The organism is Alphaproteobacteria bacterium (assembly GCA_030680745.1).
Classification (GTDB): Bacteria; Pseudomonadota; Alphaproteobacteria; order JAUXUR01; family JAUXUR01; genus JAUXUR01.
The window spans coordinates 1-26,356 of sequence record JAUXUR010000060.1 but is presented as its reverse complement, the minus strand read 5'-3'; the positions used below and the strand labels follow the sequence as shown (position 1 = coordinate 26,356).

Sequence of the window (26,356 nt, the reverse complement as noted above, 5' to 3'; positions counted from 1 at the left end):
TGCTTGCTTATGAATAAATTACAAAGATATATGCTGTGGGAATTATCTAAAACTACCCTTTTTATAATAATTGTATTAACCGCGGTCATGTGGCTTGTGCAATCACTGCGTTTCATCGATCTTGTTATTAACCAAGCGCTCCCTTTAATAACAATTTTTAAATTTTTGTCATTGCTTTTACCTTTTTTGCTTTATCATTTACTTCCATTGGGTGGTTTTGTTGGTATTTTTTATACCTATCAAAAACTTTCTCAAGAACGTGAACTTATTGCCATGCGTAGTTCTGGATTAAGTCCATTACAATTAAGTTTACCTGCTTTTTTGGTTGCTGGCATTATGACTTTTATTGGTTACACAATCAGTCTTTATTTTTTACCACAAAGCACGTCTTTATTTAAAACAATGCAATATGAATTATCGACTTCTTTATCTGCATCACTTTTACGCGAAAACCAATTTAATATTATAGGTCCAGGTCTCACAATCTTTATTAAAAAAAGACTTAACAATAAAGATTTTAAAGGTATTGTTATTCAAGATGACCGTAATCCTCAGCATAAAACAACCTATATTGCAGAAACGGGACGCTTTAATGTTTATCCAGAAAACATCACATTAACGCTTTTAAATGGTAGCCACCAAGAAATTGATATTGAAAGTCCAGAAAAATCTCAAGGTCTTAAACGTTTACAATTTGATTCATACACACATGAAATTGAAATGAAGCGCGATCCTAATGCGCGAAAACAAAGATCAGCTGAAGAAAGAACGGTGCCTGAATTATTGGACCCACAGGACGTCTCACCAGATGATAAATTATATAGAAAATTATTAGTTTCGGGACATCAACGTCTTTCAAGTCCTCTTTATATTTTTGCGTTCGTACTGCTTGGCTTAACAATATTATTTTATGGAAATTACAATCGTCGTGGCAATGGAATGCGCATACTTTTTATAGCATTTGTTGTTGCACTTTTAGAAGGATTAAGTATTGGTCTTAAGAATATTGCAAGTCATTATCCACCTTTAATTCCTATGCTTTATGCTTTGCCTATTATACCAATATTATTTGGAACCTTCATGATCGCTAGAGGACGAATGGGGTAATGTCAAAAACACTTTTTTTCTACATTTCAAAACATAATTTTAAATGGATTTTTTTAACTTTTTTAGGTTTATCAAGTCTTGCTTTCATTATAAATTCAATTGAACAAACAAGGCGTGCTTTAAGTAGAATAAAGCTTGATTTCTTTTTTGAGCTTAAATTATCTTTACTCCAATTACCAAAATTTATGGAATTATTATTGCCTTTTTCTGTTTTGTTTGGTGCAATGTTATCTATTTCATTTTTAAATCGACACCATGAAATTATTATGGCACGTGCTTCTGGCATTTCATTGCGCCAATTTATTATGCCCTGCGTTTTTGTTGCTTTTATTTATGGCCTTTTTTCAATTTTAGTTTTAAACCCTATTTCATCAAATTTTAAAAAACATCACGAATTTTTAGTAAATACAGTCATTAAAGGCAAAGAAACTTCCATTGAAATGACGGCTAATGGATTTTGGTTGCATACCAAAACAGATCAAGGTTATCAAATTATTCATGCAGCAGAGGTAAAACCACCTTTGTTTACAATGAGTCAGGTTTATTTTTTAGATTTTGATCATAACCACCAATTAACAAAACGAATTGACGGACAATCAGCTTTATTGGGCGAAGGCAAATGGAATATTCAAAATGCATGGATATCAAATTGGGATAATGGTCAAAAATCTGAGCATCAGCCTAATTATGCACTCCCTACAAAATTAACGCATCATGAAATTATTAATGCCTTAGCGCCAGCTGATTCAATCGCTATTTGGGATTTACCGCATTTTATTTCAATGTTTAAGGCACATGGTTTTCCAACACGTGATCATGAACTTCAATTTAATGGTCTTTTGTCTACTCCTCTTTTGTTTATTGCTTTAGTTATTTTTGGATCTCTTTTTTCGATTTATATTCCACGCTTTGGTACTAATTTTTGGGGTTTTGCCATTGGCGTTGGTATTGGTTTTCTAATTTATATTCTAGATCAAATCTTTTTTTCGCTTGGCGGATCAGGTGCTTTACCTATTTGGATTGCAACCTGGACACCTGCTATTGCAACAACTTTATTTAGTTTTTCGTGGTTAATTCATCGGGAAGAAAAATAGAATGATTAAAAAATTATTATTTTTTATATTATGTTTTACATGTTTCAACAATATATTAAATGCTCTTGATATAAAATCAAATGATGACCCTATTTTATTGCTTGCTGATGACATATCTCATGACAAAACATTTGATCGAACAATTGCTGAAGGTAATGTTGAAATCACTCAAGGAAAAGAAATTTTAAAGGCAGATAAGCTTACATACCAACATAAAGAAGACATCATTACAGCCTCGGGCAATGTCATTTTAACACGTCAAGATGGTACTTATTATGGCGGTGATTATATTGAATTAACGGGAGATTTTAAAGAAGCCACCGTTCAAGCGTTAAAAGTTCGAATGAGTGAGAATGTACGTTTTGTTGCAAATGTTGGAGAGCTCAAACGAGACAACACAAAAATCTTTACAAAAGGTGTTTATTCACCTTGTAATTTATGTAAAGAACATCCTGAAAAAGCACCTTTATGGCAATTAAAATCTCGCAAAATTGTTCATGATGAAAATAATGGTACCATTTCATATCGTGATGCTTATATGGAATTTTTAGGCGTTCCAATTGCCTATACACCTTATTTTGTGCATCCAGATCCAGAGACGAAACGAAAATCTGGCTTTTTGAGTCCATATTATAGACAATCATCAAAAGTTGGCTTATCTTTTTATATACCTTATTATTGGGCAATGAATGAAAGTGCTGAAATGCTTTTTACCCCGATTTTTACAACAACGGGTCGAAAATTACTTAAGCATAATTATCGTCACCTTATTCCTTATGGTGAAATATCAATGGAAACAAGTTTAGCCTATACAAAATTTGATCGATATATAGGCAAATCAAAAGCTATTGAATATGCACCTTTAACTAAAAAATATATAATGGAAAAAAAAGCATTAAATCACAAATATGATTCACATCAATTTTGGAAAATTAATCTTCATCCTAATGATATTTGGCAGTTTGGCGCTAATTATAATCATACAAGTGAAAAATTTTATCTAAAAAATTATAATTTTTGGGATAAAGACTATTTAATGAGTGATGCTTACATAGACGGATTATGGGAATATGATTATTTTTCGTATCGTGCTGAAAAAATTCAAGGCTTACGTGAAATGGACGATCCTCAAAAATCTGAACGTTTATTGCCCATTTCTGAATATCATTTATTTCGTGATCTAGGTCAATTTGGTTCTATACGTTTTGATACAACATATCGTCATCTAACACGCGATATTCGTCCCCAAAGTCAGCTTTTTTCGTGCCGTCCTTCTTGGGAAAAGCGAGCGATTTTACCTTTTGGATTTACATTAACATCAAATGCAGCCCTTAGAAGTGATTATTATCAGATAAAAGGATTTTCGCCTGAAACATATAATCATTTCGATGGTCATGCATCACGTTTATATTCTGAATTTTCACTTGTAACTTCTTATCCTTGGCTTTTGGAAAATAACAAAAGTGCTCTTATCATTGAGCCTCTTATCGGTTTTGTGAGTGCGCCTAAAGGACAAAACAAACGTCACAATAAAGAAAAAATACCTCAGGATGATAGTTCAGGATTTGAGTTTACAGAAAATAAATTATTTCACCCTAATTTGTATCAAGGTTTTGACCGTGTAAGTGGTGGAAATCGAATTGATTATGCCTTTAAAACACAATTTTTATATAATGCACAAACAGTTTTTGATTCTACTATTGGCCAATTATATCAACTTACAGAACCAGAAGATTTTGGCCGAGGAAGTGGACTACACGAAAGATTATCCGATGTTGTAAGTTCATCTAATTTTACACCTGTAGATTATTTTAAATTGCTTCACCGTATTCGTTATAACCCGCATAACAACCGCATTAGACGAAATGAAGTTGGATTTGGTATAGGGCCAAACCGCTTTAGATTTGATTTAAGTTATATTCATTTACGTGGCAATCCTAATAAAAAAGATGATCCTTTCGTAAGAACACATCAAGTAACCCCCTCATTAAACATAGGAATTACACCTTTTTTTAAAACAACGTTCAAAGCGGTGCAGGAAATTAATCGTCGTCGTACGCGCATATTAGATAATGGTGAACGTGTGCAGAAATTTTGGCGTAAAAAAACACTTTATTATATTCTAGGGGCAGGCTATGACGACGAGTGTTTTACAGCGAATTTTTCTGTCAAACGTAATCTTGTACATGACAAAAAGATTGACCGCCATGAATTTTTGTTTAATATCGGCTTCAAAACATTAGGACTTTAAATACTGGACAGCTTATGACAATTTTTAAAAAAATACTTATCCAACTTTCTATTATATTTTCATTTTCACAAGTGCATGCTGATAGTTTACGCATTGTTGCTGTTGTGGGTAATGATCCTATCACAATGCTTGATTTTCAAGAGAGGCTTCTATTTACAATCGCAACTTCGGGCATGGAAGATTCGCAGGAACTTCGTCAACAACTTTCATCCCAAGTGCTTACATCTCTTATTGATGAAAAATTAAAACTTCGTGAATCTTTAAAATATAAAATTGATGTTAATGATCAAGAAATTGCAAAAGATTGGGAACGTATTGAACATCAAAATCAAATACCCGTAGGTGCATTATTGCAATTGACAAAAGAATTAGGTATCAGAGAAAGTGTTTTAAAAGACCAGATTCGTGCTGATCTCGCATGGGTAAAATATATTTCAGCACGTTTTCGTCCGCAAATTGTTGTTTCTGATCATGATATTAATCAGATGCTTAAAAAATTTGATGCTGGCAAAACAAAACCCCGTTATTTACTTAACGAGATTTTCATTGCTTTTGATCACGCTTCCAAAAAACAAGATGCATTAATAACTGCCCAAAATATTGTGAAACAACTTCAAAAAGGGGCTAAATTTTCAGCTTTAGCGCGCGAATTATCACAAGGTTTCACGGCAGAACAAGGTGGTGATCTTGGATGGGTTATGCCTGATCAACTCACAAAACCTATTATACATTCAAAATTTAAAACATTGGGCAATGCTTTGCTTTCTTTAAAAGCAAAACAAATATCCGAACCATTTGAAGCACAAGATGGATTTCATATTTATTTTGTTCGTGAAAAATTAGATCCGCTTGATGAAAGTCAAAAAGACGAAAGTTACAAAATTCGTCAAGTTTTTGTCCCCCTTAATGCTCAAATGGATGAACGTCAAAAACACGATGTCAAAAGACAATTTGATCATTACAGACGTCAAGTTAATAATCCTGACGATATGTTACGCATTCAAAAGGAAGTTGGTGGATTACAACCACCAGAACGTTGGGTTCAGCTTTCTGAATTTAATCAAGAAATTAGATCATCTCTGTTGAAATTAGGTATTAATCAAGTGACGCCTATTTTTGATCTTGATAAAGGTCTTACTTTTATGATGCTGTGTGAAAAAAAAGAATCATTAGATATTACCTCTAAGCAAAAAGAAATGATTAAAGAAGAAAAAATTCATGAGCAATTAGGTATGTATTCACGTCGTTCTTTACGCGATTTAAAACAAGCGACTCATATTGATGTTAGGCTCTAATGTCGTTTATTGATGAACTTCAAAAACTGCCCCCCTTACGGGAAATTATCACGGAACATAAATTATCTGCCCAGAAAAAATTTGGGCAGAATTTTATTCTTGATCTCAATTTAACACGTCGTATCGCACGCACTGCAAAACCACTTAACGAATGCCCCATTATTGAAATAGGACCTGGTCCAGGTGGATTAACACGCGCGTTATTTTTAGAAGGTGCTACGAACGTCATAGCGATTGAAAAAGATCCACGATGCCTAGAAGCCTTAAAAAGTTTACAAGATGTAGTGGGTGATCGTTTAAGATTGATTGAAGCAGATGCTTTAGAGATTGATTACGATCAAATATGCTCAGGGCCTAAAAAAATCGTTGCAAATTTACCTTATAATATTTCGACGCCGCTTTTGATCAATTGGCTCAAGCATATGGATTCATTTGTATCTTTAACGCTTCTTTTTCAAAAGGAAGTTGCTACACGTATTACCGCAAAACCACATACAAAAGAATATGGACGTCTTTCCATTTTATCTCAATTATTATCCAATCCAACATTGGCTTTTGACATAGCGCCTACGGCTTTTGTCCCTGCGCCTAAAGTGATTTCGACGTTGGTGCATTTTGTGACACGTAAGGAAAGTCCTGAAAGTTCATTAGTTGATATTCTTGAGAATTTAACGTCAGCGGCATTTAATCAAAGACGCAAAATGCTTCGCGGCAGTTTAAAATTAGTGCATCCAGATATCATTAAAATTTTAGATGATTTAAATATTGATCCTGTGTTACGTGCAGAAAATTTAAGCCCAGATGATTTTTTAAATATTGCCAAAGCTCTTCAGTTGTTAAGATGATTTTATAGTTCTAACGAAAAACCACGGGACTTACCCCGTGGCGTTTCACTTAAAGCATTATGCTTTTAAAATTAGTCTTTTCTCTTTTTTTTAACAGGCTTATCTTGTTCTATTTCTCTTTTTCGTTTTATGCTTTTTCTACCGTTATTATCATTTTCAACAAGAATAGTTGTACCCTTTTTGCAACTTTTCATATTTGACGAAAAAAGACCGTTAGATGCAAGAATTTCGATTACTGTAACCTTTGATAAAGATGTTTTGATCATAATTAAGTTAATTGGATTTTTCTTTTGTTTATCACCAAGATGATGATAAGCGTTTAGTACATTATCAATGTTTTCTCTAGAATTTTTTCTTCCTTGAGAAATATCTAATTCATTAGTTAGAAGATGTCTAATTTGTATAATTGTTGCATCATATTTTCGGGCTAAACGATTATAAGTATCTTGTATCTTGCCAATCTCAGGGTTAATCATTTTAAATTCTTCAATAATCATTTCTTGTATATCTTGTGATAAATGTTTAGATTTTACATTTTGTGGGACAAGATTTTCTCTTTTTAAAATACGTTGACAAGTGTTATATGCAACTTTAATTTGATATTCTTCTTGAAGGGCATTTTTAACAGACAAAACAGAAGGATTTTTTAATGTATTAAAAGTGTCAATAATTAAATCTTCTTTTTCTTTTTTTGATAATGTTGCTTTTACTAATGTCAAATTGATAGGATTTATATAATCTTTAGGATCCAATTTTTCACTAAGAATCGAGATAATCGTTAGAAGATTTATGCCTATTTCTTTTTGAATGTCAAAAAAACTTTTTCCTTGCATATAAAGTGTTATAATTTTAGCTTTTTCTTTTTCATCAATGGAATCATCGATTTTTGGTTTTGTAAATAATTTTTCATATAAATTTATACATTGTTTTTCATTCGTTAAATCTTTAAATTTATTATGAAATGCTCTTGCAAGATCCCTTATCGTTATTTTTTTGTTTTTAATATCTTCATAAGATTCTAAATAAGATTGAAGTATTTTTTCTTTTATATCATTAGAAATATACGTATATTCTCGAATGTTATGCTCTATTAATATTTCACTTACTCTACGAGGGTCTAATCCAAAACGTGGTCCAATTTCTTTTGGTCTTTTATGAAGATGTTCCTTTGCGTAAAGAATTTCACGTACAAAATCAACATTATAATCATAAGGACCGCAATGTGTTTTCACTTTAGGGTATAATTTTCTAAGTTCTTCTGTAGTAGGTATTTGAAAATCAGAAGAATTTTCTACTTCAACATCCATTTGTTCTTCGTTTAAAATAATATTATCATTATCCACAGGAAGAAGTGCTTGAAAATGAGGACCTTGAAGATATATGTAAGCAATTTCGGCAGCATTTTGGGGAATATATTCATGAATAAGTATTAATATACCATCTTCATTGGGTGTAACGATTTTGATTCCTATATTCTCGAGATAGGCGATAGCATCAATAGAGGTATAATTAGCATTACCGTTATGTTGCACATCATGTAATGTCGCCATCATTTCTCCATTACCAATATAATGATTTATAAACGCATTATAAGCGTTAAGAGATAATGACCTTATACGCAATTGCTCAAGAATTTCTTCGCCGCGTTGTCCAAGGTTTTGATATTCTTCTGGAAGAAGTTGAATGTTTTGAAGATGCTGATTTAGATTCTGCTCAAGTAAAAGAGCATTTCTGGTGTTTTCCAATGCATCTAATGCGGTGCGCTCCGTGTGATACAAATTATAATTGATAGCTTCTTTTACTTGAGCTGGTATTTGATCAGGATTTGCTGTTGCAGAAACTATTTCATTCGCAATCATATATCGAACAATAGGATCATTGGCAAAAAAAGCTAATTGTGCAATTTGTCCATCTGGATTAAGTCCTATTGCATTAAAGAAACAACGCATATTATCGCCTGCAACATTTTGACGTCTAAATGTATGACCATCAATAATATGATTTTCTTGCAATGCTCCTACTCTATTGAGTACAATATTACGTATAATTAAACCATCAATATTTTGACGACGTGGAATAATTAATTGTGTGAAATCATAATCGGCCAATTCATCTTGTGTTACAAGAAAACCATTCGGCAATAATGGCATTGGATTGTTTTGTATTGTAGCTTTCTTATTATTTAATTCATTCATATAGGTAGGTCGTGCATGGATTTCTACAGTCGTTAATTTTTCTTTTGGTCGAATATTGGCTTTTTTTTGGTGTAATCTTTTTTCTCTTTTTTGAGCTTCTACAATATACTCATAAGCCAATTTTTCAGCTGCTTCACGTGTCATTCCATTTGGTATGTGACCATAATCTAAAATGGTTTCAGCGAGTAATAAATAGGTTGTTTTTGTTGTTTTTAATCGTGTCGCTTCTGAAAATTCATAAAAAGCATTTTCAATATATCTATGACGTCTTTTTGGCAATGCAAATTCATTTGCATATTTTAAAAAAAGCATTCCTTCGTAAATGCGAAACCATCTTTTTATTTTTCCATGTTTTTCTGGTGCAAGCGCAGGTGTGACGTTATAACCAATTTGATCAATAAGTTGTATAATGAATTCATGTTTTTCATCTTTCGTTTTGTAATTGGGCGGAAATATATTATACGTTAATAATAAATTTGCCATTGATTGATATGAAAATATTCGATTTTCATAATTAATTTGTTGATTATATAAATTTTTTAAATCAAACAACGCTTTCCAACACGTTTCGATTAAATTTTTATCATCATTATTATTTTCTGTTGAAACTAAATTGCTATATTCAGTGTGATGTTCTTGATCACAATCAATAAGAAATTTTTTTGGGTTAAATCTTGCCGTGACGCGTGTCCATTGATTTTGCGCTGTGTCATTTTGCAATGCCGTATCCATTGGTTGAAGGATAGATACATCTTCTGGAGGATTTGCAAAAGAAATAGGCAAGGTGTTAATTGTGATTATAAACAGGGTTAATAGAAATCGTTTCATTTTTAATGCTCCAAATAGATAAATTTTTTAAACAAAAAGTCAATTTTTTTAAAAAATACGTTAAACATAGTAAAATAAAAAATTAATTTATACTATTCTTTCTTCGTTTTTTTCTTTTTAGAAGGTTTGTTTTTGTCAGAATCATCTTCTATTTTACGTTTTGCTAAAATTTTATTTTTTTTAGGCTGAATATCATTTTTAGCTAGAATGTTGATCGTGCTTTTGCCACGCATTCCATTTGATTGATAAAGGCCAGCTTTTTCTAAATGATTACGTATAGCAGGTTTTGTTAAAGGCACTATTTTTTCAATATGAGTAAATGGTTTTTCCTTCTGCTCATCACTAAGATTATGATAAGCCTTCACAATTTTATCAAAATTGTCTTGAATTTCTTTTTTTCTTTTCGACTCAAAAGTTCTGTTTTTTATAAGATCTAGAACCTGTCCTTTAGTTACATTATGTTTTTTGGCTAATGATTTATAAGTTTCCTCTATTTTTCCTTGAGGCGGATTGAGTTTATTAAATTCTTTTTTTATCTCTTTTTGTTCTTTTTCTGATATATGCTGAGACTTTATATTCTGTTGTACAAGATTGTTTGTTTTTAAAATACGTTCACATGTTTTATAGCCAATTTTATAATCTTTAAGTGCATTTTTAACACCTGAAATGGAGGGATCTTTACCTGTGTCCTTTTTTATCTTCTGAAAAATATCTATAATTAATCGGTTTTTTTCGTCCTCAGATAAAGCTTCTTTTTTTAATTCCAAATTAATAGGGTTTTTGTAATCTTTAGGATTTAAATTTTCACTAAGAATACTCATAATTGTTAAAAGATTAATGCCTGTTTTGTCACGAATTATAAAAAACCCTTTTCCTTTTGAATATAATCTAATAATTCTATTCTTTTGTTTTTGATCGAGAGATTCATCAAATTTTTGCTCTCTAAATAAAGTTATTAATATATGAGCAATCTTTTTTTCATCTATAGAATTTTCTAAATCGTTTTTAAATCTTTTCAAAAAAGCATTTGCATGTTCTTTTTGAGATATTTTTTTACTTTTTATATTTTTGTAACATTCTAAGTAAGATTGAAGTAATTTTTCTTTTATATTTTCTGAAACGTAATGAAGGTTACGAATATTATTACTTGTTAATATTTCGCTAATTCTGCGTCCGTCTAGATTAAAATTCAGTCCAATTTCCTTTGCTTTTTTATGAAGATGTTCCTTTGAATAAAGAATTTTACGAACAAGATCATCTTCGTATTCGCGATGATAAATGAATGTCACAACCTTAGGATATATATTTCTTAGTTTTTTTATGTCTGGTAATTGTAAATCAGAAGAATTTTCTGTTTCTATATTCAATTCGTTTTCATTATCATTTTCTGCTATAACATCTTCAACAGGTACAAGCGCTTGAAAATGAACGCCTTGATGGTAGATATAAGCGACTTCTGTGGCATTTTCAGGGATATATTCATGAATAAGCGTTAAACCTTCTTCTTGATGAGGTGTAAAGATTTTAATACCAATATCGTTAAGATATGCGATAGCATCAATAGAGGTGAAATTAGCATTGCCGTTATTTTGTAAATCCAGCAATGTTACCATCATTTCTTCATTGCCAATATGATGATCTATAAAAGCATTATACGCATTAAGTGATAATGCTCTTCTACGCAATTGCTCAAGAATTTCTTCGCCGCGTTGTCCAAGATTTTGATATTGCAGCGGAAGAAGCGCGATATTTTGAAAATGCTCATTTGGATTCTGCTCAAGTAAAAGAGCATTTCTGGTTTCTTCTAGTGCATCTAATGCGGCGCGTTCCATGCGATACAAATCATAATTGATGGCTGTTTTTACTTGAATTGGTATTTGATCAGGATCCCTTGCGGCAGAAACAATTTCGTTTGCGAGCATATAACGAACAATAGGATCATTGGAAAAAAAAGCCAATTGTGCAACTTGCCCATTTGGATTAAGCCCTATTGCATTAAAAAAGCAACGCATGTTGGTTCCTGCGACATTTTGACGTCTCACACGCCTTCCATCAATGTCATAGATTTCTTGTAGATCCCCAATCCTATTTATTGGATTATTACGAACAGGCAAATGAGCAGCATTTAAGCGACGAGGAATGATTAATTGCGTGTAATCGTAATTCAATAACGCATCTTCTGTAACAAAAAAAACATCTGGAAGTAATTGCTCTCTCTGATTTTCTGGAGATTGTTCCTGATTGTTTTTTGGTCCGTTTAACAAATTTATTTCGATCATGTAAGTTGGACGCGCATGAATTTCAACAGTTGTTTGCTTTTCTCTCTCTTGAGCATTCTCTGCTCTATTAGAAGAAGGTCTTTCTTGTCTGGTTTCGGCTATTTCTATATAATCATAAGCCAATTTTTCTGCTTCTTCTTGTGTCATTCCTGCTGGGATGTGACCATAATCTAAAATAGCTTCTGCAGCTAATAAGTAAGTTGTTTTTGTTGTTTTTAATTCTATTGCTTTTGTAAATTCATGATAGGCATTTACGATATGTCTTTCACGTCGATCTTCTTTAGCAAACATGTTTGCATATTTAAGGAAAAGCATTCCTTCATAAATATGAAACCATCTTTTTATTTTTTGATGTTTATGAGGCGCGAGTCTAGGTGTAATACCCTGACCAATTTTGTTGATAAGTTGATTAAGAAAATCATTTTGCTTTATTTTAGTGTTACACTTTTGAGGAAATACATTGTAAGTCAATAAAAATTTTGCCATCGATTGATACGCAAACGTATAATTTGAACGATCTTCATTTGGTTTGTATGAATCTTTTAATTTAAATAAAGCCTTCCAACATGTTTCGTTTAATATTTCTTCATTGTTGGGATGAATTGAAATCAACTTGCTATATTCAGTGTGATGTTCAAGATCACAATCCACAAGAAATTGTTCTCGCTTAAATCTTGTTGTCACGCGTGTCCAATTTTTTTTTGCTGTATCTTCCTGTTGAATTGTATCAATTATCTGAACTGCAGATGCGTCTTGTGGAGAATTTGCAAAAGAAATAGATAATGTATTTATTGCAATAAGAATATGTAACAAAAAGAGTTTTTTCACTTTTGATTTCCTTAATATAAAAAAATTTTATTTAAATTTAAGTGATATTAACTGATTTTAAAGTAAAAATCAATAAATTTAAAAAAATGCAATAAATAGTAAGTGTTTTGTTGTTTTTAAATAAAATATTACACAAATGAAAAAAACAAATTATTGAAATAATTTAAAATAGTCGATTTTAATCATGGTTATGCATGTTTTGTAAGAATGGGCTAAAAATTGTTTTGTGTTGTGATATAAAGCATATTTTTTTAGATTTTAATTCAAATTATTTTAAAATTTTATGCCCAGACTTATCCACAGACTTGTACCCTTAAATTGGGGATTAAATTATTGTTTAGATCTTTTAAGTTTTCGGATTAAAGCATCCCAATCACGGCTTCCTAAATTTGGTTCAAATTGACGCATTTGTTGTGAAGCTTTTAAACAAATATCATCTGTTGGCACTTGAAGATCTTTATTCATTGATAATGCTTTAACTTGAGTTTTTGCGGCTTGATCAAGGTAATACATCAAAAAAAAGGTCTCTTCAATTGTTTTACCAATGGTAAGTAATCCATGATTACGAAGTATAAGCGCATTATGATGTTTTAAGTCTTTTGACAATTGTTTTGACTCTAAAGCATCCAACACTAACCCATTATAATCATGGTAAGCAATGTTATTATAAAAATGTAAAGCAAACTGACTAATAGGAAGTAATCCACAGGCTAATGTTGAAACAGCAACACCATCAATGGTGTGCAAATGCATAATAGCATTTACTTCAGGTCTAGCCTTATAAATTGCTTTATGAATACAATCGCCTGTTGGGTTGTAATTGCCTTTTGGATGGCCAATTAGATTACCCTCTAAATCAACCTCAAGCAGCATATCTTCCTGTATTTCTTCAAAAATCGGCCCAAGAGGATTAATAAAATAGTGATTTGGTATTTGGGGGTGCCTTACAGATAAATGGGTATAGGTTAAATCATCCATGTCCAGCATTGCAAAAAGATGAAAAGCTTGTGTTAATTTTTGTTTTGCAACAAAAACAATATCTTGATTGAGTGATGTTTGAAGTGAAGCATGAGCTGTCATTTTAGGTCTGAACCTTTACATGTAAAAATATTTCAAATTGAAACTTTCTTATTCTGAAATATCCTTTACAATTCAGCCTTCGTCAAGAATTAAAGTCTGGATAATCAAGATTTTTAATCTAAAATTCAAGCCTTCACTAAATTCACACTTGTCTTAATGTCCAACGCAAACTTAATTTTTTCAGCAAAAATATCAGGGGCATGCGTGGAATAAAATTTGGTTGCACCATTTAATCCATTGTTTTTTAAGTTTAGCTCTTCCAATGTCTCAGAAGTTTTTAAAGCTAAATAAAAACCTGGATCTTCAAATGTTAAAAATGAATTTTCGGGTAATAATTTTTTGAGCATTTTCTTTAAATAAGGATAATGCGTACACCCAAAAATAAGTGTTTCGATATTACGATCTAAAAATTCATTTAAATATCGCTGAACAATGAGTGAAGACTCAATAGTATCAATTTGCTGTGCTTCAATTAAAGGTACAAATTCTGGGCATGCCAAAGAAATAAGTTTGTGATCATTATTATGTGATAAGAAATATTTTTCAAATACTTTACTTTGCGTTGTTCTTTGGGTTGCCATAATACCAATATGTCGAGATTGATTTTTAAAATGTTCAGCAATAGGTGTTATCGAACATAAAATAGGGAAAGCTGCATTTTGTATTAAGGAGGCATGCGCAATAGCAGAACTTGTATGACAGGCAAGCACAACCATTTTAACGTCTTGTTGTTTAAACCAATCCATAATCCGTTGTGTAAATTGTATAATTTGGTCTTCTGTTTTGTCGCCATAAGGAAGATTCAATGAATCTGCAACATATATAAAATTTTCATGTGGTAATATTGCTTGAAGTTCTTTCAAAACTGTCAAACCACCCATCCCACTGTCAAAAACACCAATTGGCCTATTATCATTTATTTTCAATTATATCTCTTCTTATTTAAGTGTAACGCCATAGTCCCCTCCTACGCCTTTACTTCCGTATCATTTGAACCCACCACCCTCCTACGTCCCGCGACTTGTTCGCGGGATCCAGAAAGTGCACAAAAAGGCTCGATAAACGATTTTCACCACACTTTTGCATGATGGATCCCGCGGACAAGCCGCGGGACGTAGGAAGAGGGGCTTGGATAGTTTTATTTCAATTTATTTTTTAAGTAATCAATCCATAAATCTAGACGCCTTTGACGCGTCACCTTTATCGATTCATTATGGCGCCATGCATCAATTTTACCATGATGCCCTGATCTTAAAACTTCCGGTACGTCGAGACCTTCCCAAGATACAGGTTTTGTATATAAAGGATGTTCTAAAAGACCAGACTCAAAGCTTTCATTCTGCAGAGATTCTTGTTTACCAATGACACCGGGCAAAAGACGAATACATGCATCGAGCAATGCAAAAGCCGGAATATCACCATTTGTTAATATGAAGTCACCCAAACTTAATTCTAATACATCATAATGTTGAAATACACGTTCATCAACCCCCTCATAACGTCCACATAATAAAGTAAGCGAAGGATGTTGAATAAGTGTTTTGACAAGATTTTGTGTGAGGGGCTGACCACGGGGTGTAAAATATATTAAAGGGCCTGTTCGGTTGGGGATAGACCTAATGGCAGCCTGAATGACATCAGGTCTTAAAATCATACCAGCGCCACCACCAAAAGGGACATCATCAACTGTGCCATAGGAATCAACGGCAAAATCACGAATATTGATTGTGGTATAAGACCAAATATTTTTTTCGTGTGCTTTGCCAATTAAAGAATGTCCAAGAATACCTGGAAATATTTCAGGAAAGAGCGTTATCAAATTTACATGAAACATTAGACTTCTTTCGAAACTCTACTAGTGTGGTCGATTGATGTGTCGTTTCGGTACTCAGATCCTCATGTATGAAGAATACACTGTGGTCTTCCGTGCCAAATCTCCTACCACTCGCCTCACATTAGCGAGTTGCGAAAGAAGTCTAGTGATTCTTGAGAAATCATTCTTACTCTTTTTCGGTGTCAACCCAAGAAGGCAATTCCAGAATAACTTTTCCATTTACTTTAGATACATCAAGCACATAATCTTTAATAAAAGGAATAAGCTCTTCGCCCTTTTCGTTTTTTAAAACCAAAAGATCACCTGCACCAAAGTTCTGAACAGCTTCGATTGTGCCTAATGCAACACCTTCTTTGGTTTCAGCTTTTAAACCAATAAGGTCAGTGTGATAGAATTCATCTTCGTCAAGATCGGGCAATTCATCTTTAGGTGTATAAAGATTCATGCCCTTCAATTTCTCTGCCTCTGTTCTTGTCGTCATACCCTTAAATTGGCAAATGAACCGATCTTTAACAGTGCCAATAATTTCAATATCGACAGGTTTATGATGCTCATCTAATAAGGTATAAGACAAAAAATCCAAAGGATCTTGTGCAAAAGAACGAATGAGAACAGCACCACGGATACCGTGGGCTCTCTCAATCTTCGCAATTAAAATTAAAGCAGTTGACATGACCTATAAAATTAAGCGCTAGCGGCTGCGGCTGCGGCTTCAGCTTTTATACGTTCTTGTGCTTTTTTCTTTGGTTGGCTTTTAATAGGTGTATTGGATTGTTGTGGCATTGGCATTAATTCTGCACGACCGAAGAAAAGTTCAACGCGGTCAGTTGGTTTTGCGCCAACGGAAAGCCAATATTGTGCGCGTTCTTTATTAATAACGACGCGTGACGCATGGTCTGAAGCCAAGAATGGATCATAATTACCAATTTTTTCGATAAAACGACCATCACGTGGGCTTGTGTTTTCAGCCACAACGATTGAATAAAATGGATGTTTTTTAGAGCCACGACGTGCGAGGCGAATTTTTAAAGCCATGAATAACTTCCTTTTACTGTTATAATAAAACTGCTTAATCGCCCACCTAATGGGCAAACTCTTCGTCAAGTCTGCGCTTCCGGTGCTCATGTACTTTAGTACATTCCGCGCCAGTTCTCGCCTTTCCTAGACTTTTCCTCATAATCTGGGCAGATTATATTGAGGATCCGGTATTATAAAAGCTTATCTTTATTTAGAGAAAAGCCCACCCGAAAACAAGCCTCTTTTTCCAACTTTTGAAAGATGCTTCATCATTTTGCTTGCTTCTTCAAAACGTTTTAAAAGTTTGTTTACATCTTGTACCGTTGTTCCAGACCCTGCCGCAATTCTTTTTTTGCGAGAAGCGTTTAGAACTTTATAATCTTTGCGTTCTTTCAACGTCATCGATGAAATAATCGCCAATTGACGTGGCACAACTTTTTCATCTACGCCTTTAGGCATGTCTTTTTTAAGTTGACCCATGCCGGGCAAAAGATTTAAAAGATTCTGTATGCCGCCCATTTTCGAAAATTGTTTCAGCTGATTGGCTAAATCATCAAGATCAAATTTACCTTTTTCAAGTTTTTTAGCCATTTTTTCGGCTTCTTCTTGATCAATGATTTCAGAAGCTTTTTCAACAAGACTAACAACGTCACCCATATCAAGAATACGGGATGCAACGCGTTCTGGATGAAAATCATCTAATTGATCAAGTTTTTCGCCTGTGCTTAAAAACTTAATGGGGCATCCTGTAATGCTTCGCATCGAAAGCGCAGCACCACCGCGGGCATCACCATCGACACGTGTCAAAACGACACCTGTTAAAGGTAATTTTTCGTTAAAGGCTTTAGCAACATTAACGGCATCTTGGCCTGTTAAAGCATCTACAACCAACAATGTTTCAATAGGTGTACCTGCATGATGAACGTCTTTAACTTCGTCCATTAATTCGTCATCGATATGCAAACGACCTGCAGTATCAAGAAGAACAACATCAAAGCCTTCTAAGCGTGCAGTTTGAAGCGCACGTTTGGTAATCTCGACAGGATTTTGACCTTGAACAATAGGCAAAGTTGCAATATTTGCTTGTTCACCAAGCGTTGCAAGCTGTAATTGCGCAGCAGGTCGTTTTACGTCAAGTGATGCCATTAAGACTTTTTTATGGCGTTTATTTTTAAGTCGAAGAGCGAGTTTCGCTGTTAAGGTTGTTTTACCAGCCCCTTGCAAGCCTACAAGCATAATCACTTGAGGCGGCGCTGCACTTAAATTGAGCTCACTATTTTTTTGGCCTAAAACCTCAACCAAATGGTCGTGAACAATTTTAACAACCATTTGACCAGCAGAGATGCTTTTAACAACATCCTGACCAATGGCTTTTGCTTTAACAGTTTCAATAAATTCTTTAACGACAGGAAGGGCAACATCAGCTTCAAGCAATGCAATGCGAATTTCGCGCATGGCCATGTTAACGTCATTTTCCGTTAACGCGCCTTTGCCTACCAAGCGATCAATGATCGATGATAGCTTATTACTGAGTCCTTCAAACATCTTCTTAAACCTGCGTCAGATACTAGAATTTCACACTATACTGAATTTTATTTAAAACTTCAAGAAATTTGAGCGCAGCGTTGGTGCAATTTGATAATGTTCTCTTTTACAATTTATGAGGTATCTGGTTTTTAGCAAAAAATCACTGATTTAGGAAAACTCTCTAATCTTTTAAGCAGCAGCTGCGAAAAATCTGCTGCAAGCTTCTCCTGTTGATTTCAGTATTTGGGCAGCAATTTGATTATTTATGTTGACTAGATTAATAGCTGACATTGCTTGTATAGCTGCTTCATTTTTATTAATGCCATTAATATCCTGTAATTGTTTTGAAAAGCCTACATTTTGAGAAAGAATATTATCTTTGGCAGTTTTTATAGAACCCGAAATTTCCCCTAATCTTGATTCAATATTTCGAAAATCATTGACTGCAAGTTTTGAAAGACGAACAACTTCGTCAACTACTTGCTTGTAATTTCCAGCATTAGAATCCGTTGTGCTTAAAAGATGCAATGCGCGAATAAGCCGCTGAGGACCAACTTCATTTGCTGTAAAGCTCATTTTCAAGTTTTGACTATTTATATGTAATTGCTGTGGATTATTATCGCCTTGATAATAAGTTGGTTTAGCTTGCGGGTTATCAGGATCAATAGGGATATCATCTGTGTCATCTAAATGATATGTCGCTGGATCGGGCAATGCGTCTAAATTGACGGGTGGTTCATTGATTACAGATCCACCACATAAATATCGTTCTGTTTTTGTATTTAAAATGTCCCGGACAAGATTTAAAGTGTATTTTGATGATTTTTGATAATCAAAACCTGGCAATTCATCTCTTTGTGCTTGACCTGCTAACGTAGAAAATTTTTCAGCATAATAACGTAATGATTCAGTGGTATTTTGCACAATTGAAAAATCAGTACCTACAAAAAGTGTATTATTAATTTGAGCATTGTTTTTTTCTAAAAATGATTCAATTGATACATATGAAGAAGCTAGATCGCCCAATCCAGCATATTGAATTTCTTTTTGATTGGTTGAAAGTTGGATTTGATATTTTTCAACTGATTCTGATGTTGTCTTGATGCTATATGCAATCATCGACATTGTAGGGCTTACAGGAGAAGTTTCAGACATTAAAACACCTATTTTTAATTGTTACCTGGAAAATACATTTGCCAATCGTTGATCAAGTTCATTTTGTTTGGCCAATGCAGCACTAATTGTATTTACGACATGTTGTAATTGAGCGATTATTAATGAAATTTCTTGAATTGATTTTCGTGCTTTTTTTTGAAATTCTTGTTCGCTACTATTAAGGCTTTCTGTATTGTTTTTTACTTTATCTTCTGAGATGTTTGAATTCATTGAAATATTGCTTAATAGAGAAATGGAATAATTTAAAACAGAACTTGATGTACTTCCTATATTGCCAGTGCCATGAAATAAGACTTCATTGGATAGGGCATCTCGCATTGAAGCCGTCGGTGTATTTCCATCAGCACGTGGAATACCTCTTGCGGTGGTACCTCTCTGTCCAATACCTGCTGTAAGGTCGAGTGAAGAAATACTTATTAAGCCAGGATTCGCGTTTAAAGTTGGATTTAATTTGATGCTTCTAGCCGTTGAAGGGCTTAATGGGTTTGTTGAAGCAACAAAAAAATCATTGAGACCAAAATAGGATGAAAGACCTTTTGATCTAATAGTCGTCCCTTTTTCCAACGGATAATCATTTAATTTTAATTTATTGTTATTAAGGGCTGAAATATATATTTTATTGTTATCTAAACTTGCAACTGCATTAGCACCAAATTGAACGTTCATTGCAGTAACTGTATTTGCAAGACTTACACCTGGGTTAAAATTATAAATCCCAATTTCGGCGCCGTTCGTATCATAAAGCCCTACTTTAATTGTAGGATCAAGCATTTGACTTGTGTTTTCATTAATGGCAATATTTGATCCATTATTACCCTTAATATTTAATTTCCCGTCAACAATGGATGCTGTTGCATCCCCAGCCAATCCAGCATTGATAGCGCCAACAATAGCGTTCACATTACCTAAGGCTGATACATCAATGTCAACGAAATGCTGAATAATGCCGTCTTTATTAAGGGTAGCAATGCGTGCATTTCCGGTGCCAAAAAATGTATCTGTGCCAAGAACTTCTTTTGTGCCCTTTAATAATTGTGCGCCTGGAAATCCTGATGCGTTGTTATGGATTTCATTGAGTTCTTCTTTAAGATTACGTGCTAATTGACTTATGTTTTGGGATAAATTGGGCAATATATCATCACGTAATTCAAAAAGTGCTGATAATTTTGCTTGATTGTTTGAATTAGGCTGTCCCACGCTTTTGATAATAGTTGTTACATCTTGGTTGTTAATCATTAATCCTTTTAATGTATCAGGATAAACAACAGATGCATCAATTGTTTCAGAGCGCTCAAAAACAAAAGAAGTACCTTGTGTAGATGCTAAATTAATACCGCTAGGACCATTAACATTTACGCTTCCATCTGGATTGTTTGTTACACTTATAGCAAGTGCACGTGCTATTTCGTTTAAGGCACCGCGCCTACTATCTTCAAGGGCTGATATTGATTCGCCTGTCGAAACTGCATCTTTTATTTTATTGTTTTTTTCTATAACAATATTTACACTTTTTGTTAAATTTTTAACTTCTAAATCTATATCTTTTTCACAAGAATCACGAATATTTTGTACCTTTGTTTCCAATTCGTTCAATCTTGTTGTTAATTGTTGGCTGATAGAAACAAGTTGACTTTTAATGCTTTCATTGTCAGGACTTGTTGCAAAATTACTAAGTGTTGTTTGAAAGCGTTCAAACAATGCCGTAAAGCTTGAGGGTGAGTTTACTTGCCCTAATAGAGGTTCCAAATCTCTAAATTTAGAAAGCATTGACTCATTATATCCTAATGCGGAGATATCATTGCGAATAGACTGACTTAATTGGTTATTTACATATCCTTGGGGAGGCGTTATTTCAAACCCAGTTGTTTTATTATTAGACGTTTTTGTTGTAATTTTTCTACTTTCATAGGTCGCGTCTGGATCTGAGGAACGCACAGCATTTCCTTGTGCTGTCTGAAGAGCTGAAAGATTAGCATTTAAAGAAGATAATAAAACATTAGACATTTGTTTTATATACTCTCAAAAAAAGTTGTTGTAGGGAAAGATTTTAATATTTTTCCTTTATAAGTATAGGATTTTGTATTGAGTTCTTCTTCAATATAATTTTTATAAATATCCATCAAATGTTCTTTAGTTTTTTGTGTGGCTTCTAAAACCAATTTATTGGTAAGCATGACTTCTTTCAGTTTCTCAAAAGAGTGTAAAAATTTATCTTTAAGTGTTTTTGAAAAAGGTTTTGCTGTTTCAGGAACATTCAACATGTTTTCAAGACTTATATTGTAAATTTCCATGAATTTTACTTTTGATTTTTCTGTTTCTTGAAAAAGATCCAGTTGATATGAACGTATAATTTTTGTTTGGTGTTTATAAGCTTGGATAACTAGATTTAAATCGTTTAAACAAGTAATAAGTATGTCATCCGGATTTATTGCGGCTTTTTTTTCTTTTACCATTTTACCACCTGTTTTTTAAGCAGCTTCCGCTACCATGTTTTGAGCTTGTTGATATGCCTTAATAGGTTTTTTGCCTTGATTTTGATCTTCAAATAATTGTTGACCAATACCAAAAGAATCAACAGCATTAGGATCTTTTAGAATTTCTGCTAAATATAATCCTTGAAAAAGTTTAACATTTCCATCATCCCATCCTTTTTCCTCAGGGATCATTTCTTCAAACATACCTGCAAGGATATGGCCCAAAAATATATTTTCGCCTTCTTTGCTTTTAGGTTTATCCATTACTTTATTATCTGCAAAGGATTTAAGATCAGATATATCGTTTATTGATGTATTCATTACACAACCTCCAAACTTGCTTGTATTGCGCCCATACGATGAATCGCATTGATGATATCCATAAGTTCCGGCACTGTAACGCCTAACGCATTTAAATTACGTACTAAATCACCAATTGTAGGGGCTGATTTTAAAAGCGTTAATTTCTTATTGCCTTCTTCAATTGTTACATTCGTACGTGGCACAACAACAGTTTCACCTTCTGAAAGTGAATTTGGTTGCGACACCATGGGTGTTTCAACAATTTTAATAGAGATATTACCTTGTGCGATGGCAACGGGTCTAATGCGAACATTTTCGCCCATTACGACGACGCCAGATGATTTATCGATTAAAATTTTTGCAGCCATATCGGGTGTAATTGATAATTGTTCTACTTTTGTTAAAAGAAGAGATGTTTGATCTTTGTAATAAGGCGGTACTTCCATTTCAATGGTTGCTTTATCAATCAATCTAGCAATGGGAGATTTAATCTGTGGATTATGTAGAAAACTTGTATTAACAGCATGAGTAACGCGTTGGGCTGTTGTAAAATCAGGATTACGTAAATAAATGCGAATACTTGATTGTGTGTTTAATTCAAATGGAATTTCACGTTCAACAATAGCGCCATTGGGAATAAGCCCAGCTGTTGGATGTCCTTTAACAATAGAGGCTGCTTCACCAATCGCTTGAAAACCACTGACAATGACAGGTCCTTGGCCGACCGCATAAACTTCATTATCAGCACCTTTTAAAGGTGTTGCAACCAATGTGCCGCCACGTAAATCAGTTGCATCACCAATAGTTGACACTTGAACGGTGACGCGGGTTCCTTGGCGTGAAAAAGGATTAAGTGTTGCTGTGACCATGACGGCTGCAATATTTTTACTGTTTAAACTTTTATCCCGTGCATTGACACCTAGACGTTCCAACATCGCAATAAAACTTTCACGTGTGAAAACAGCAGAGTTAAGTTTGTCGCCCGTTCCATTCAGGCCTATGACAAGTCCATACCCTACAAGGATGTTATCCCTGACACCTTCAAAATCTGCAATATCTTTAATGCGGGAATTGGCGTATGCCGCATAATCTAAAAAAACAAAGCATATTAGCACACTTAATGCTTTAAGCATTGATGTAACAGATTGTTTTTTTTGGATCTGATTTTTCATTAATGGGTACCCTCCGTTTAAACTATGCAATCTTTGTGCCAATTTTGGATGCACTCATTTGCATTTGGATATAATATTGAGTACAATGAGGGAGAAGCGAGGATTTATGAAAATTGAATCAATGAGATCCCTTAAAACAAATGGGATTAAAAATAAAAGCAATGCATCAAAAACAGATAATGCCAGTTTTTCAACAACTTTGGCAAAAGAAACTTCACAATCTGGCGATATTGTCCAATTATCTTCAATGCAATCTATAGCTTCTTTATGGGCGCTTCAAGAAGTTGATGCGGCATTTGAAAAGAAAAAAAAAGCAATCCGCAAAGGTCATTCAATTTTAGAAGAATTAGCGAATCTTCAGAAATCCATATCTTTCGGAAATGATCCAAAACAGATTTTAAATTCTATGCAATCTTTATTAATTGATAAAGACGATGTCGGCGATTCTAATTTGCAAGATGTTCTTGATGCTATTTACTTGCGGGCGTCAGTTGAAGCTGCTAAATTCTCCCGATAAACTACCCAGATTATGAGCAAATTCGTCGTCAAGCTTCCGTTTCCGGTACTCATGTACAAAGTGGTACATTCCGTTCCGGTTCTCAGCTTTTCTAGACTTTGCCTCATAATCTGAATAGTTTTTACAAAATAACATAAACAATTTAATATTATAATTTGAGAGAAAATGACTTTACATATTACCGGCCTCGAAGAAATTTCATCCCCTTTTAAAGCAATTATTCTTGATGCTTGGGGTGTCCTCCATAACGGCGTACAATCTTACCCATATGTCTTGGAGGCGCTTACAACTTTACGTGCACAAGGCAAAAAGATCCTTGTTCTTTCAAATGCACCACGCCTTAAAGAAAGTGTTCAAGAATCGCTTCTTAAATGTGGTATTCCAGAAAATTACTATGATTTTCTTCATTCTTCTGGTGAAGAAGGTTATCTTACACTTAAAGAAAACAATGTATTTGGCAATATTTGTTTTCATATGGGTGAAATAGCGCATCGTGGTTTATTTGATAAGTTAACGCTCAATCGCACTGAAGATCTTGATCAAGCGGAATTTTTACTTAATACGGGTTTCATTAACCCTGATTTGAATCCTCTTTCTAAAGACGATTTTTTAATGCAAGCGATTGAGAAAAATTTACTTATGCTTTGCTTTAATCCCGACATGCACGTTTATGTGGGAAATAATCTTTTGCTTTGTGCCGGTACTTATGCCAAACGCTATGAAGATTTAGGCGGTCAAGTTCATTATTTTGGAAAACCGCATGCAAACGTTTATAAACGTGCTATGTCCATGCTCAATATTCAAGATCCAAATGAGGTTTTAGCTGTCGGCGATTCATTTGCGACAGATATGCGTGGTGGTCAACAAGCAGGTATTAAAACAATATTGACATTAACGGGTGTTCATTCAAAAGATCTTTATCCAGAAGGTTTATTTAATGAAGAAAATTTTAAAAAACTTTGTGCTTCTTACAATGTTAATCCGTCTTATGTCATGCCAGAATTAAGCTGGTCATAACGAATCAAACATAGTTCTCAACTGTCCAGATTATGTGGCAAAGTCTAGGAAGGGCGAGAACCGGAACGGAGTGTACTTAAGTACATGAGTACCGGAAGTGGAGAGCTGACTACGAATTTGTCCATAGGGTGGGCAGTACAATCCAAATATTTCAAGCTCTGTGGTAGGGATGACCTATTAAGATTTGTTGCGCCCTGTAAATTTGCTCCAGCAACATGACGCGCACAAGCATATGTGGCCAGGTTTGGCACCCGAAAGAAATTTTAAAATTTGCGCGCTCTAAGATTGAAGGCGCAAGTCCGTCAGCGCCTCCAATGATAAAGATAATTTTGCCTGGACTAGACATTTCGAACTGGGCAAATTTTTCTGAGAGTTGAATACTTGTTATGTTTTTGCCGCGTTCATCTAAAGCGATGACATAATCTTTAGGATGAATGTACTCTTCAAAAAGACTTGCTTCTTCCTCTTTTAAAGAAATGCCTTTCAGGTTTTTTTTTGTGCCTAATTCAATAAATTCTAAAGGCCAGCTGATTCTTTTTGTATAAAGAATAGAAAGAGGTTCAAGATCATTTCCCTTTATTTTTCCGATCGCGAGAATTGAAATTGATAACATCTGTATTATATATCCCGATCGGTTTTAACATGTGGGTAGAAATATGAGTGTGAGACACACGGCGTGTATTTCTTCATCATGAGTATGGAGAATCCCGAAATCTGATCCCTCCGCAGGTTAAAACATGTTGGGGATATTATTGGTTTTCTTGAGTTTTACGAGATGAAGGTTCAAAACTCCATAATTTTTCAAGATTATAATAAGCTCTTATTTCAGGTGGGAAAAGATGCACGATAACATCGCCTGCATCAAGTAATACCCATTCACTTCCTACAACGCCTTCTATTGTTACGCGGTGTAAGCCTTTGCCTTTAAGCTCCGATTGTAAATGATCAGCGAGTGACGTGATGTGACGACCTGAACGACCGCTTGCAACGACCATGTAATCAGCAATTTCTGATTTTCCTTCGAGAGGAATCACAACAATGTCTTCTGCTTTATCTTTATCAAGAGAGTCTGAAATTAAGCGTAGAATTTCTTTAGAATCTATAGCTTTTTTACGATAATTGCCTGGTGTGGCATCAGTTGAACGAGACATAATTTCCTATTTATTTGTCTAAACATCTTATGTAGATTGGTGCAATTTTTATTTTTTTCAAGAGGTGTGCTTGACTTTTTAAATTTATTTTTTGAAGTTCATGTTTTTTTAGTTTGTACTGTAGTGTTTTCTAAAAATAATCATACTGAAAAAACAATGTAGATAAATTTTTGAGTTGTAAAAATTTACACGTCACCCCTTCCTATGTCCTATCCCCTTCCTACTTCCCGCGACTTGATCCTGAGAGATCCACACGAAATTCACTCAAAGGGGCAAGCCTCTGAATGAACGGTTACTATCATTTGATAAAGCAATTTTAATATGTTATTAAATGATTTTTTTAAAATATGTAATCCCTTTTTAAGG

The 26,356-nt window shown here is 33.9% G+C and carries 22 protein-coding genes; 7 read left to right on the top strand and 15 right to left on the bottom strand.

All coding sequences use genetic code 11. The features are described 5' to 3' along the window. Positions 1-9 precede the first annotated feature (9 nt). From Q8L85_07025 to rsmA, 5 genes are read left to right on the top strand one after another with little or no spacing between them, the layout of a single operon-like run. The gene (locus tag Q8L85_07025; protein MDP1724439.1) at positions 10-1,107 is read left to right on the top strand and encodes an LptF/LptG family permease; all 1,098 of its coding nucleotides are present in this window, start codon (positions 10-12) and stop codon (positions 1,105-1,107) included. Beyond that, positions 1,107-2,201: an LptF/LptG family permease gene (locus Q8L85_07020; protein MDP1724438.1), complete on the top strand. Its 1,095-nt coding sequence runs from the start codon at positions 1,107-1,109 to the stop codon at positions 2,199-2,201. Before Q8L85_07025 ends, Q8L85_07020 begins: the two co-directional genes overlap by 1 nt. 1 nt (position 2,202) lies before the next feature. Then, complete coding sequence (lptD, locus tag Q8L85_07015) at positions 2,203-4,452, top strand: LPS assembly protein LptD (GenBank protein MDP1724437.1); 2,250 nt, start codon at positions 2,203-2,205, stop codon at positions 4,450-4,452. 14 nt (positions 4,453-4,466) lie between these two features. Beyond that, positions 4,467-5,747 carry a peptidylprolyl isomerase gene (locus Q8L85_07010; GenBank protein ID MDP1724436.1) on the top strand — a complete coding sequence of 427 codons (1,281 nt, stop codon included), beginning with the start codon at positions 4,467-4,469 and terminating at the stop codon, positions 5,745-5,747. Next, on the top strand, positions 5,747-6,592 hold the full coding sequence (gene rsmA / locus Q8L85_07005; protein MDP1724435.1) for a 16S rRNA (adenine(1518)-N(6)/adenine(1519)-N(6))-dimethyltransferase RsmA: 846 nt from the start codon (positions 5,747-5,749) through the stop codon (positions 6,590-6,592). Before Q8L85_07010 ends, rsmA begins: the two co-directional genes overlap by 1 nt. A gap of 71 nt (positions 6,593-6,663) precedes the next feature. On the opposite strand, the gene Q8L85_07000 is transcribed toward rsmA, so the two are convergent. From Q8L85_07000 to Q8L85_06940, 13 genes are all read right to left on the bottom strand, one after another. Further along, positions 6,664-9,615, bottom strand: coding sequence for a hypothetical protein (locus tag Q8L85_07000; protein ID MDP1724434.1), 2,952 nt, complete (start codon positions 9,613-9,615; stop codon positions 6,664-6,666). A 92-nt stretch (positions 9,616-9,707) separates the two neighbouring features. Continuing rightward, on the bottom strand, positions 9,708-12,722 hold the full coding sequence (locus Q8L85_06995) for a hypothetical protein (protein MDP1724433.1): 3,015 nt from the start codon (positions 12,720-12,722) through the stop codon (positions 9,708-9,710). A 330-nt stretch (positions 12,723-13,052) separates the two neighbouring features. Further along, the gene (locus Q8L85_06990; GenBank protein ID MDP1724432.1) at positions 13,053-13,802 is read right to left on the bottom strand and encodes a class II aldolase/adducin family protein; all 750 of its coding nucleotides are present in this window, start codon (positions 13,800-13,802) and stop codon (positions 13,053-13,055) included. A 125-nt stretch (positions 13,803-13,927) separates the two neighbouring features. Beyond that, positions 13,928-14,728 carry a glutamate racemase gene (murI, locus tag Q8L85_06985; GenBank protein MDP1724431.1) on the bottom strand — a complete coding sequence of 267 codons (801 nt, stop codon included), beginning with the start codon at positions 14,726-14,728 and terminating at the stop codon, positions 13,928-13,930. A 212-nt stretch (positions 14,729-14,940) separates the two neighbouring features. Beyond that, positions 14,941-15,636 carry a tRNA (guanosine(37)-N1)-methyltransferase TrmD gene (trmD, locus tag Q8L85_06980; protein MDP1724430.1) on the bottom strand — a complete coding sequence of 232 codons (696 nt, stop codon included), beginning with the start codon at positions 15,634-15,636 and terminating at the stop codon, positions 14,941-14,943. Between the two features lie 166 nt (positions 15,637-15,802). After that, positions 15,803-16,309: a ribosome maturation factor RimM gene (gene rimM, locus Q8L85_06975; protein ID MDP1724429.1), complete on the bottom strand. Its 507-nt coding sequence runs from the start codon at positions 16,307-16,309 to the stop codon at positions 15,803-15,805. Positions 16,310-16,320: 11 nt separating this feature from the next. Next, positions 16,321-16,671, bottom strand: coding sequence for a 30S ribosomal protein S16 (rpsP, locus tag Q8L85_06970; protein ID MDP1724428.1), 351 nt, complete (start codon positions 16,669-16,671; stop codon positions 16,321-16,323). Positions 16,672-16,860: 189 nt separating this feature from the next. After that, positions 16,861-18,198 (bottom strand): signal recognition particle protein, encoded by a 1,338-nt coding sequence (gene ffh, locus Q8L85_06965; GenBank protein ID MDP1724427.1) that lies wholly within the window; start codon positions 18,196-18,198, stop codon positions 16,861-16,863. Between the two features lie 171 nt (positions 18,199-18,369). Beyond that, a complete protein-coding gene (locus tag Q8L85_06960; protein ID MDP1724426.1) occupies positions 18,370-19,335 on the bottom strand; it encodes a hypothetical protein in 966 nt (321 codons plus the stop codon). A 21-nt stretch (positions 19,336-19,356) separates the two neighbouring features. Then, a complete protein-coding gene (locus Q8L85_06955; GenBank protein MDP1724425.1) occupies positions 19,357-21,360 on the bottom strand; it encodes a hypothetical protein in 2,004 nt (667 codons plus the stop codon). A gap of 5 nt (positions 21,361-21,365) precedes the next feature. Next, on the bottom strand, positions 21,366-21,809 hold the full coding sequence (locus tag Q8L85_06950; protein MDP1724424.1) for a hypothetical protein: 444 nt from the start codon (positions 21,807-21,809) through the stop codon (positions 21,366-21,368). Between the two features lie 15 nt (positions 21,810-21,824). Continuing rightward, positions 21,825-22,151 carry a hypothetical protein gene (locus tag Q8L85_06945; protein ID MDP1724423.1) on the bottom strand — a complete coding sequence of 109 codons (327 nt, stop codon included), beginning with the start codon at positions 22,149-22,151 and terminating at the stop codon, positions 21,825-21,827. Next, a complete protein-coding gene (locus tag Q8L85_06940; GenBank protein MDP1724422.1) occupies positions 22,151-23,305 on the bottom strand; it encodes a flagellar basal body P-ring protein FlgI in 1,155 nt (384 codons plus the stop codon). The genes Q8L85_06945 and Q8L85_06940 overlap by 1 nt, the downstream gene beginning before the upstream one ends. A 106-nt stretch (positions 23,306-23,411) precedes the next feature. On the opposite strand from Q8L85_06940, the gene Q8L85_06935 reads away from it, so the two are divergent. Next, entirely contained in the window at positions 23,412-23,822 is a 411-nt protein-coding gene (locus tag Q8L85_06935) for a flagellar assembly protein FliX (protein MDP1724421.1), read from the top strand. A gap of 165 nt (positions 23,823-23,987) precedes the next feature. After that, positions 23,988-24,839, top strand: coding sequence for a TIGR01459 family HAD-type hydrolase (locus Q8L85_06930; GenBank protein MDP1724420.1), 852 nt, complete (start codon positions 23,988-23,990; stop codon positions 24,837-24,839). Between the two features lie 151 nt (positions 24,840-24,990). Here the strand turns inward: Q8L85_06930 and Q8L85_06925 are convergent, their stop codons facing one another. After that, positions 24,991-25,452: a 23S rRNA (pseudouridine(1915)-N(3))-methyltransferase RlmH gene (locus Q8L85_06925; GenBank protein MDP1724419.1), complete on the bottom strand. Its 462-nt coding sequence runs from the start codon at positions 25,450-25,452 to the stop codon at positions 24,991-24,993. Between the two features lie 136 nt (positions 25,453-25,588). Then, positions 25,589-25,990, bottom strand: coding sequence for a ribosome silencing factor (gene rsfS / locus Q8L85_06920; protein ID MDP1724418.1), 402 nt, complete (start codon positions 25,988-25,990; stop codon positions 25,589-25,591). Positions 25,991-26,356: the final 366 nt, after the last annotated feature.